This window comes from Caulobacter sp. CCH9-E1 (assembly GCF_001556515.1).
Classification (GTDB): domain Bacteria; phylum Pseudomonadota; class Alphaproteobacteria; order Caulobacterales; family Caulobacteraceae; genus Caulobacter.
The window spans coordinates 1-10836 of sequence record NZ_LSJA01000023.1; the positions used below are offsets into that span (position 1 = coordinate 1).

7 protein-coding genes are annotated in these 10836 nt (G+C 67.6%); 2 read left to right on the forward strand and 5 right to left on the reverse strand.

Annotated features, from left to right (window positions below):
* Positions 1-404 precede the first annotated feature (404 nt).
* The 5 genes from ggt to AX690_RS01440 form a co-directional block, all read right to left on the reverse strand.
* Positions 405-2141, reverse strand: coding sequence for a gamma-glutamyltransferase (ggt, locus tag AX690_RS01420; RefSeq protein WP_066683149.1), 1737 nt, complete (start codon positions 2139-2141; stop codon positions 405-407).
* Between the two features lie 72 nt (positions 2142-2213).
* Positions 2214-5498, reverse strand: coding sequence for a TonB-dependent receptor (locus AX690_RS01425; protein ID WP_066683150.1), 3285 nt, complete (start codon positions 5496-5498; stop codon positions 2214-2216).
* Positions 5499-5626: 128 nt separating this feature from the next.
* A complete protein-coding gene (locus AX690_RS01430; protein ID WP_066683151.1) occupies positions 5627-6622 on the reverse strand; it encodes a FecR domain-containing protein in 996 nt (331 codons plus the stop codon).
* The gene (locus AX690_RS01435) at positions 6586-7176 is read right to left on the reverse strand and encodes an RNA polymerase sigma factor (RefSeq protein ID WP_066683152.1); all 591 of its coding nucleotides are present in this window, start codon (positions 7174-7176) and stop codon (positions 6586-6588) included. Before AX690_RS01435 ends, AX690_RS01430 begins: the two co-directional genes overlap by 37 nt.
* Before the next feature lie 90 nt (positions 7177-7266).
* Positions 7267-8934: an MFS transporter gene (locus tag AX690_RS01440; protein WP_066683153.1), complete on the reverse strand. Its 1668-nt coding sequence runs from the start codon at positions 8932-8934 to the stop codon at positions 7267-7269.
* Between the two features lie 198 nt (positions 8935-9132).
* Here AX690_RS01440 and AX690_RS01445 point away from each other — a divergent pair, with 198 nt between their 5' ends.
* Positions 9133-9750: a peptidylprolyl isomerase gene (locus AX690_RS01445; RefSeq protein WP_066683154.1), complete on the forward strand. Its 618-nt coding sequence runs from the start codon at positions 9133-9135 to the stop codon at positions 9748-9750.
* 100 nt (positions 9751-9850) lie between these two features.
* Entirely contained in the window at positions 9851-10774 is a 924-nt protein-coding gene (locus AX690_RS01450; protein WP_066683155.1) for a Gfo/Idh/MocA family protein, read from the forward strand.
* The last annotated feature ends 62 nt before the right edge of the window (positions 10775-10836 follow it).

Here is a 10836-nt window from a genome sequence, read left to right on the forward strand (position 1 = left end):
TCAACACCTCACTCTGGCACGTAGATGCCGTCGGGGGGCGTCCACCCCATCACCTCAAGCTGACCTTCGGAATATCTGCTTCTGGTGCTCGCGCATGACAGCCCGCCATCAGAGCGACTGAACCCCGAAAACAAGATCGGCGCCGGATGCGATTCCGGCGCCGATTTAGCTTCGGAGCACCTAGGGGGCACGGCCCCGAAGCGCCGCCGTCCGACGTCGAACTGGCGATGACGTCGAGCGGCGGTAGGCTCCTGCCTGGACCGCAAACAGAAGAGCCTGAAGACACACTGCGCCTGTCCGTCCGGGCCAGCTTTGATCCCGCGCAAATCCCGATACGAAAGCGGCGCCGGAGGGGCAGCTCCGGCGCCGTGATCGCGTCCTAGGGATTGAGGTGGGAGAATACCCTAGGGCGCAACCGCCTCGGCCCCTGGGCGACGCGGATCGGCGCCGCCCAGAAAGAGAGCATTGTCGATCATGATCGACTGGGCGGAGCCCATGGTCTCGTCCGAGGTTATCGGGTGGCCCATCGCCTTCAGCAGGGCCACGGTGTCGGGATTGAAGTTCGGCTCGACGCGCAGGGTGTCGCTGGCGTCCTGGAAAATCCGCGGCTGATGCGTCGCCTCGGCCACGTTCAGCTTGAAGTCGACGGTGTTGACGATGACCTGCAGCACCGTGTCGATGATGGTCGCGCCTCCCGGCGTGCCGGTGATCAGCCAGGGCTTGCCGTCCTTGAAGATCATGGTCGGCATCATCGTGGAGAGCACCCGCTTGCCGGGCTCCAGCGCGTTGGGCGGCAGCGGCTTGCCCGCCTTCCGGGCGCGCCAAGCGGCCTCGTGGGCGTAGTTGTTCATCTGGTTGTTCAGCACGAAGCCCGCGCCCGCCACCATCACGCCCGAGCCGAAGTCGGCGCCCAGGGTGTAGGTGTTCGACACCGCGTTGCCCTCGGCGTCCGCCACCGAGAAGTGGGTGGTGTTGTGGCTCTCGAACGCCCAGGGATCGCCGACGCCCAGGTCCTTGGCGGGCGTGGCCCTGTCCGGGTCGATCCGCTTGGCGCGCTCGGCGCCGTAGGCCTTGGACGCGAAGCCGCCCAGCGGGACCTTCACGAAGTCGGTGTCGCCCAGATACCGCGCGCGGTCGGCGTAGGCCATCTTCATGGCCTCGGCCTGCAGGTGCAGAGTCTTGGCCGAGCCGAGCCCCGAGGCCTTCAGGTCGAAGGTCTCCAGGATGTTCAGCATCTCCAGCAGCGTCGCGCCGCCGGCGCTGGCGGGCGGCGAGGTCATCACCGTCAGGCCGCGATAGTTGCCGATCAGCGGCTTGCGGATCACCGCCTTGTAGGACGCCAGGTCCTCGGCGGTGATCAGGCCGCCATGGGCCTTCATGTCGGCGGCGAAGCGCTGGGCGATCTCACCGCGATAGAAGGCGTCCGCGCCCTTGTCGGCGATCTGTCGCAGCGACCAGGCGAGATCCGGCTGCTTCAGGGTCTCGCCGGCGCGGTAGAGCGCGCCGTCCGGCTTGTAGAACGCCTGCTTGCCCGCCGCGCTCTCGGACAGGCGCTGCTTGCCCCAGCTGAACACGAAGGCCTCGTCGGGCGAGAGCACGACGCCGTCGGCGGCCAGGCGATAGGCCGGCTCGACCAGGGTCTTCCACGGCAGGCGGCCGTACTTCTGGTGAGCCAGATAGAGGCCCGCGACGGTCCCGGGCACGGTCGGCGCGCGATAGCCCTTGGAGGCGACGTCGTCGATCTCCTTGCCGTCCTGGTCGACGAAGGTGTCGAGCTTGGCGGCCTTCGGCGCGACGCCGCGATAGTCGATGAAGATGGTCTCGCCCGTCTTGGCCAGATGGACCATCATGAAGCCGTCGCCGCCGATATTGCCGGCGCGCGGCAGGGTCACGGCTAGGGCGAAGGCGGTGGCGACCGCCGCGTCCACGGCGTTGCCGCCCTGGCGCAGGATGTCGGCGCCGACCTTGGTGGCGATCGTGTTCTGGCTGACCACCATGCCCTTCTCGCCGACGACCGGCGAGTGAATGCTGGGATACTCGAGAAGCTGCTTCTTCTGCGCCCAAGCCTCGCTGGAGGCGAGCGGCGCGGCCGCGATGGCCAGGGCCGCCAGGCTGGCGGAAACGAACCGGAAGAAGGTCATGGGCGGCCTCATGCGAGCACGCGGAAAGTCATGACCGACTTCCCCGGCGAACCGGGGAAGTCGGAGCTGGTCCTAGAACCGCTTGGAGACGTTCATGTACCAGTAGCGGCCGGTCGCGTTGTACAGCGCGCCGTAGTAGCCGAAGTTGTTCGACGCGATCGGCGGGGCCTTGTCGCCGACGTTGCGGACGCCGACGCGGACCGTGGAGCCGTCGAAGCGGCCTTCCTTGAAGGCGTACTGGCCGTACAGGCTGACCGTGGTCCAGGACGGCATCTGGTAGTACTCGCCGCCGGTCAGGGTCGAGCCGGTGTCGTAGACCTCGCTGACATAGTTGACGAAGGCGCCGGCGCCCCAGCCGTCCTTGCGCCAGGTCAGGTTGGCGCTGCCGCGGAACTCCGGAGAGCCGCCCAGGCCGATCTGGTTGCCGGCGGAGGTGACCGTCACGCCCGGCAGCTTACCGGCGGCGACGGCCTGCTGCAGCAGGGCCTCGGTCGCGCCCGGCGACTGGTCGTACTGCAGCAGCTTGGCGACATTGATCTTCAGGCCGAAGTCGCCCCAGGGGGTGTCGTCCAGATCGTAGTCCAGCGAGAAGTCGACACCCTTCACCACGCGCGGCATCAGGTTCGTATAGACGTCGTTGATGGCGGTGATCTGCCCCACCGTGTTCGTCCCGATCGGCGCGTCGCGCACGACGTTCGGGTTGGACGAGCCCTGCTGGCGCAGCAGCCAATCCAGGGCGATCTGGTTGCCGCCGCCCAGGATGCCGATCACGCCCTTTTCGCGGATCGACCAGAAGTCGGTGGTCAGGGTCAGCTTGCCGTACTCGAGCGGAATGAAGCGCGGCTGGTAGACGAAGCCGACGCTGGCGTTGTCGGCCTCTTCCGGCTTCAGCTTGTCGTTGCCGCTGCGGATTTCGACGGTGCTGCCGCTGGGGCAGGTGGCCGCCGTCGGGGTGTTGATCCGGCAGGCCGCCCAGTCGGTGCGGGTGTTCGAGACCGAAGCCCCTTCGCTGTAGAACTGCGGCAGGTTCGGCGCGCGGAAGCTCTGCGAGACCGAGCCCCGCAGCGACAGGCCATGGCCGACCGTCCACAGGATCGCACCCTTCGGCTTCAGCACGTTGCCGAAGTCCGAATAGTGCTCGTCGCGGGCGGCGATCTGCAGGCTGACGTCCTCGACGAAGGGGATGTTCATCTCGGGCGAGATGACCGGCACGGCCAGTTCGAAGAACACCGAGGCGATCGTGCGGTGGGCCGAGACGTCCGGCGAGCCTGAGGCCCCCATGACATCGGTGCCGTAGGTCACGCCGGTGACGCTGTTGGTGTACTTGATCGTGCCGTCCAGACGGTCGTCGCGGTTGTCGTCATAGGTCTCGCGGCGCGCCTCGACCCCGGCCGCGAAGCCGACGTCGCCGCCGGGCAGCTGGAACAGGTCCTTCTTGGACACCTTGAAGTCCGCGAGGGCCAGCGAGGTCTTGCTGATCCGGTAGACGTTGATCAGGAACGAGTTGATCGTGTCCTGGCTGTTGGGCGTGGCGTCTTCACCCGAATAGTTGGTCAGCGACCCGCCGTTGAACGGATTGTAGGCCGACGCGTCCGTGCGATTCAGCGCCGCCTGGAAGCGCGTGTTGCTGATCGCGTTATGCGTCATGTCCTTGGTGCGGGCTTCCGAGTAGAGCAGCGCGCTGTCCCACTTCCAGCCGTTCCAGTCGCCTTTCAGCCCGCCCAACAGACGGAAGCTGTTGTCGGTCACCGTGTAGGTGCGGCCGCCGGCGTCCACCGGGCGATAGTTGGTGATGTTCATCGCCACGCCGGAATCGGACACGCCGGTCAGGCCCGACAGGCGGTTCGGGTTGACCGCGCCGTTCGCCAGGGTCGTCGGACCAAAGGGGTTCCAGTAGGCGTTGGCCGCGATGCTCATCTGCGCGGTGTTGAGCGGCGCGGACTGCTCGCGGTTGCCGGTGAACAGGGCATGGTAGTAGCCCGCCTCGCCATAGGCGGTGATGTCGCCGAAGTCGTGCTCGACGGTCGAGAAGAGGTTGGTGCGCTCCAGCCCGCCTTTCAGCGAACGCTGGGTGTTCTCGTCGTAGCGCAGCACGCGGCTGTTCGCGCCGGTGATGGCGCCGGACTTGATGCAGATGTCGCCCAGCAGCTTGGCCGACGAGCAGCCGGCGGCGGTGTTGGAAACCGGCTCGATGTGGAACACGCCCGAGGTCGTGAGGGCCACGCCGTTCTGACGCGGCGCGGTCGAGGGCGGGATCAGGGTGAACGCGCCCCAAGGGCTCGAGGTCGAGCGGTTGTCGAACGCGGTGTCATTGGCCCAGGCGGTGCCGGCCATGGCGGCGCGGTGATCCTCGCTGGCCGCGTAGTCGCGCTCGCTGGCCATCAGGCGGCTGTGGCCGGTGTAGGAGCCGAAGAAGGTCAGGCGCGTGCCGTCCTCAAGCCGCGTGCCGGCCTTCACGTTGAAGGTCCCTTCGCGATAGCCCGTGCCTTCGGAGCCGCCGACCTGGGCTTCGACGCGCAGGCCTTGGAACTTGGTGTCCAGCACGGTGTTGACCACGCCCGCCACGGCGTCCGTGCCATAGATGGCGGCCGCACCATCCAGCAGCACCTCCACACGCTTCACGCCGGCGACCGGGAAGGCGTTGGTGTTGACGGTCTGCACCGGCACCAGGTTCTCGGTCTGGGTGCCCGGCGCCAGAACGGCGCGACGGCCGTTCAGCAGGGCCAGCGTGTTGCCCGTGCCCAGGCTGCGCAGGTTCAGGGACGAGACGTCGCCGCGCGCGTCATTGAGGTTGCCCGTCGTGCGGGCTTCCTGGAACTGGACGTCGCCGGCCTGCGGGATCGAGCGGAACAGTTCGTCCCCGGACACGGCGCCCGTGGCGATGATCTCCTTGTCGCCGACCACCGTCACCGGCAAAGCGCCCGTGGTCTTGGCGCCCTCGATCTGCGAGCCGACGACCACGACGGCTTCGACCATCTGGGCCTCGTCAGTCGTCGCGCCGGCCCCCGCGCCCGCGGACTGGGGGAGTTCGGCCGGGGCCGGACGCAGGGTGATGGTCTTGCCGTCGTCGGACTGGACGACCAGACCGGCGGCCTTGGCCAGGCGCGCCAGCGCCTCGGCGTCGGCGATGTCGCCGGCCACGGCCGGCGTGCGCTTGCCGGTCGCCGCCTCGAACGGGAACAGCACCTGCTTGCCCGACTGCTGGGCGAAGGCCTGCAGCGCGGTCACCGCGTCGCCAGCTGGAATATTGAAGGTGTGGCGGGTCCCTTGGGCCAGGGCCGGACCGGCCAGAACCAGAACGGCGGCGGAAGCCATCAGGAAGCCGCGAACCGTGCGGCGACGCGCGTCGTTAGACATTGTTCTTATAGATCCCTATCGACGCCTCCAGCCCCGACGGGAAAGCGTCTTCTCGGGATCGACGGTATAGCTTCGCGTTTCCGCCAGTCGCGATGGAACTTTTTTGAGGGGCCCTTCGAGCGAGGGGCCTAGCTGCGCCGCGACAGCCGGATCGCGCCGTCCGCGCTTTCGGAAGCGCGCACCGGGAAGGCGTTGGTGACGGCCGACACAAAGCTGTTCGGTTCCGTCGTCTGGAAATAGCCGGCCAGGCGCAGATCGGCGATCGACGGGTCCGCGATGCGGATCTGGCGATGGTTGTAGCGGTTGAACTCGGCGACCGCCTGCGCCAGGGACTGGCCGTTCAGCGCGATCGCCCCTTGGCGCCAGGCCAGGCTGCGATCGATCTCGGCGTCGGACACCGCGCGGGACCGCGAGCCGCGCGAATCGTAGATCGCCACCACGCCGGCCTTCAGGCGCATGTCGTCCTTGGACTCGGCGCGAACCGGATCGATATCGACCGCGCCCTTCTTGACGGTCACCGCCGCGCCGTCCGAGCGAAGGCGCACCACCACCTCGGTCGAGCCGTCGGCGGCGATCACCGCGTCGGCCGCCTTGACCACCAACGGCCGCGCGCCGGGCGCCGCGTCGAACAAGACCTCGCCCTTGACCAGCTTGACCTCTCGCACGCCCCGCTTGAAACGGACCACCACCTTGCTGTCGGTGTTCAGCTCAATGCGGCTGTTGTCCCCCAGCACGACGACCCGACGCTCGCCGATCGCGGTGGCGTAGGCGGTCGAGGCGCCGAAAGACAGGCTTCCGGCCACGACCAGCGCCATCGCCGCCGCGGCGGCCATCCCACGCGCCCAGGGCGAACGCGCCAAGGCCGGCAGACGGGATTGGGACGTCGGCGCCAGCAGATCGGCGTCGGGCCTTTCCAAGCCCGGCCTCAGCGCGCGCACGCGGTCCAGCCGCGCCCAGGCGGCGGCTTCGCGCTCGTAGGCGGCCTCGTGTTCGAAGCTCTCGCCACGCCAGGCCTCGAAGGCGGCGCGGTCGGCGTCAGAGCACGAAGGATCGTCAAGCCGCACGACCCAGAGGGCGGCGGCCTGCCTTACCGCTTCGCGTCGTGATCCTGTTTCCCGCTCCATGAGCGCCCTTCGTCGACCTTGATCTTCCGTTCGTTACGCCGTCCCAGCTTCTCGGAACAGTAGCGAAGTCCCTTCACCAGGTGCTTCTCAACAGTTGAGACGGACAAGCCCAGCCGAACCGCTATCTCGTCCGGCGAGAGGCTGTACACTTTTCGCAACGTGAAGACGCGTCGACATTGTGTCGGGAGTTCGGCGATGGCGTCGGCGAGCGCGCGAAGCTCCTGGCGCGATTCGACGATCGAGTGCGCGCCCGGCGCCTCGTCGATGGGATCGATGCGCTCGAAGTCGGCGACGGCCGTGATCGTCAGCACCTTCCGACGACGGAGGGTGTCGAGGGCGCAGTTGCGAAGGATACGGGTGGCGAAAGCGCCCGGGTTGCTGATCTCGCGCCAGGTCTTGCAGGCGATCGCCCGCGCGAAAGTCTCGTGGACCAGGTCTTCCGGATCGGTCTGCCCGTCGCGGCAGAACCGGCGCGCATAGGCCAGAAGATCCGGCTCCAGCGGCAGGATCTCCCGCCGAAACCAGGCGCGCCTGTCTTCATCTTCTTGCGCCATGAACGCTCCCCTCGGCGACAAGCAAGCCGATCAGGTGCGGAATGGCAACCCAGCGACAGCATTGTCGCCGGGTTGCTTTGGGCTCGGCGCCTAATCCTCGATCGGATTGTGCCGCGTATCCTTCAGGAACAGCCCGCCGATAACGGCGGTCACCGTAGCGATGATCACCGGATACCAGAGGCCCGAATAGATATCGCCCGTCGCCGCCACGATCGCGAAGGCCGTGGTGGGCAGGAAGCCGCCGAACCAGCCGTTGCCGATATGATAGGGCAGCGACATCGCCGTGTAGCGAATCCGCGTCGGGAACATCTCGACCAGCATGGCCGCGATCGGGCCGTAGACCATGGTCACATAGATCACCAGGATCGCCAGCAGGCCGATGACCACGGGCTTGTTGACGAGCGCCGGATCGGCCTTGGCCGGATAGCCGGCCGCCTTCAGTTGGGCGCCGAGATCGGCCTCCCAGGCCTTGCGGCCGTCGGCGAAGGCCTTGCCCGTGGCGCCCTGGGGATCGAAGCCCGATAGGCTGACGCCGCCGACCTGGACGGTGGTCGGCGCGCCGGCCGGGATGTCCTGCGACGTGTAGGTCACGCCCGCCTTGGCGAGATAGGCCTTGGCCACATCGCAGGGCGTATTGAACTTGGCCTTGCCCACCGGATCGAACTGGAAGGCGCACGTAGCCGGATCGGCGTTGACGACGACCGGCGCCGACGCTTCCGCCCGAGCCAGCACCGGGTTTGCGTAGGTGGTGATCGCCTTGAAGATCGGGAAATAGGTCGCCGCCGCCAGCACGCAGCCGATGATGATGATCCACTTGCGGCCGATCTTGTCCGACAGCCAGCCGAAGAAGACGAAGAACGGGGTGCCGATCAGCAGGCTGGTGGCGATCAGAAGATTGGCCAGCGCGCCGTCCAGCTTCAGCGTCTTTTCCAGGAAGAACTGGGCGTAGAACTGACCGCTGTACCAGACCACCGCCTGGCCCATGGTCAGGCCGAACAGCGACAGCAGCACGACCTTCAAATTCGACCAGCGGCCGAAGGCCTCGGCCAGCGGCTTCTTGGTCCCCTTCCCTTCCGAGATCATGCGCTGGAAGGTCGGGCTCTCGTGCAGCTTCAGGCGGATCCACAGCGACACGCCCAGCAGCAGCAGCGAGACCAGGAACGGAATGCGCCAGCCCCAGGCCTTGAAGGCGTCCTCGCCCATCCAGGTGCGGGTGGCCAGGATGACCAGCAGCGACAGGAAGAGACCGACGGTGGCCGTGGTCTGGATCCAGCTGGTGTAGAAGCCGCGGCGCCCCTCCGGCGCGTGCTCGGCCACATAGGTGGCCGCCCCACCGTACTCACCGCCCAGGGCCAGGCCCTGCACCAGGCGCATGACGATCAGGGCGATCGGCGCGGCGACGCCGATCTGCTCGTAGGATGGCAGCAGGCCGACCACGAAAGTCGAGACGCCCATCAGCAGCATGGTGATCAGGAAGGTGTTCTTGCGGCCCCAGATGTCGCCGAGTCGTCCAAAGATCACCGCGCCGAGAGGCCGGATCGCAAAGCCGGCGGCGAAGGCCAGCAGGGCCAGGATGAAGCCGGTGGTCTCGTTGACGCCCGAGAAGAAGTGGCCGGTGATGATCACCGCCAGCGAGCCATAGAGATAGAAGTCGTACCACTCGAACACGGTGCCGAGCGAGGACGCCCCGATCACCAGCGCATCGCGCCCCTTGCCCGTTTTCCCCTGGGCGGGCGCGGCTTGGCTGTCAGCCCCCATCGATGAATTCCCTTCCCTGAACGCCGCGTTTCCCCGCGGTCAAGCAGGACCCTAACTCAGCGAACGTGACTCTTGCGATGCAGGAAATCTGGGAGCGGTCACTTTTTTGGGACCGGTTTCCACAATGCGAGGCGCGACGCGCGCGATGACGGCGCGGCCGCGATATGCCATCACGCCGGAAGAGGAAGAGGAGCCGCCATGACCGTCTCGAAGATCGCCCGTCGCGCCCTGGTCGGCGCCCTGGCCGCAGTCCCTCTTTTCGCCGGGGCCGCCTCGCCCGCCCTCGCCGCCGGCAAGCCGCGCGTGGCGATCGAGACCGAAAAGGGGACCATCATCGTCGAACTGGAGGACAAGAAGGCGCCGATCACGGCGACGAACTTCCTCTATTATGTCGACAAGCACCGCTTCGACGGCGGCCAGTTCTTCCGCGCCAACCGGGCCAAGGGCGCGGCCGGCGCCGGCTCGATCCAGGGCCAGCCCAAGCCCTATTCCCGCCGCGCGCCGCCGATCGCTCATGAGAGCACGCTGAAGACGGGCTTGAAGCACAAGGCCGGCGCCATCTCGATGGGGCGCGACGCGCCCGGCTCCGCCACCGCCGACTTCTTCATCTGCGCCAGCGCCCAGCCCTATCTCGACGCCAAGCCCGGCAAGTCCGACGCGGCGCAGGGCTATGCGGTGTTCGGCTATGTCGTGCAGGGCATGGACGTCGTGAAGAAGATCCTGGCGGGCCGCACCGACGGCCCGACCAACGTGCCCTCGATGAAGGGCCAGATCCTCAACCCGCCCGTGAAGATCATCAGCGTCAAGCGGGTCTAGGGACCCAAGCCCGCCGAGCCGCATTTTACGCCAGCCGGCTTGCGCTGGCGCATTTATACTATAAACGCCGACGCGAACATCCGCGCGGGAGGAGACTTACGTGATCCGCATCGGCCTCGTCGGCGTGGGCAAGATCGCCCATGACCAGCACATTCCCGCGATCGCCGCGGATCCGCGCTTCGACCTGGTCGCCGCCGCCAGCCGCAGCCAGCCGGACCTCGGCGGCTTGCCGGTCTTCCACGACATCGAACAGATGCTGGCCGAAGGCCCCGCGATGGACGCCGTCTCCCTCTGCACGCCGCCGCAAGCGCGCCGCGAGACCGCGCTCGCCGCCCTGCGCGCCGGCAAGCACGTCTTTCTGGAAAAGCCTCCCGGCGCCACGGTCGGCGAGGTGGCCGAGCTGGCCGCCGTCGCGCGCGAACAGGGCGTCGTGCTGTTCACCAGCTGGCACTCGCGCTTCGCCGCCGGCGTGCCTCGGGCCAAGGCCTGGCTGGCGGCCAACCCGGTCCGCACGCTGTCCATCGAGTGGCGCGAGGACGTCCGCCGCTGGCACCCGGGTCAGACCTGGATCTGGCAGGCCGGCGGCATGGGCGTGTTCGACCCGGCCATCAACGCCCTGTCGATCCTGACCGAGATCATGCCCGACGAGGTCTTCGTCACCAACGCCAGGCTGCAAGTCCCCGAGAACGTCCAGTCGCCGATCGCCGGCCACCTCGACATGACCACCCTGAACGGCGCGACCATCACCGCCGACCTCGACTTCCTGCAGACCGGGCCCCAGACCTGGGACATCACCGCCTGGAGCGACGCCGGCGAGCTGAAGCTATCGCTGGGCGGGGCGGAACTGACGATCGACGGCAAGGCTGTGGAAGTCGGCGAGAACCGCGAATATCCTGGCCTCTACGACCGCTTCGCGACCCTGATCGCCGAGGGGCGCTCGGAAGTGGACGTGCGCCCGCTGACGCTGGTGGCCGACGCGTACATGGTCGGGACGCGCGAGAGCGTCGAGGCGTTTGTGGAGTAGGGGTTTGTAGATGCTCCCCCGCGATGCGGGGGAGCTGTCGCGGAGCGACTGAGGGGGCTAAC

Bases quoted from the DNA above. Each gene is read 5' to 3' on its own strand.
- ggt (WP_066683149.1), bottom strand. From the start codon at position 2,141: ATGACCTTCTTCCGGTTCGTTTCCGCCAGCCTGGCGGCCCTGGCCATC.
- AX690_RS01425 (WP_066683150.1), bottom strand. From the start codon at position 5,498: ATGTCTAACGACGCGCGTCGCCGCACGGTTCGCGGCTTCCTGATGGCT.
- AX690_RS01430 (WP_066683151.1), bottom strand. From the start codon at position 6,622: ATGGAGCGGGAAACAGGATCACGACGCGAAGCGGTAAGGCAGGCCGCC.
- AX690_RS01435 (WP_066683152.1), bottom strand. From the start codon at position 7,176: ATGGCGCAAGAAGATGAAGACAGGCGCGCCTGGTTTCGGCGGGAGATC.
- AX690_RS01440 (WP_066683153.1), bottom strand. From the start codon at position 8,934: ATGGGGGCTGACAGCCAAGCCGCGCCCGCCCAGGGGAAAACGGGCAAG.
- AX690_RS01445 (WP_066683154.1), top strand. From the start codon at position 9,133: ATGACCGTCTCGAAGATCGCCCGTCGCGCCCTGGTCGGCGCCCTGGCC.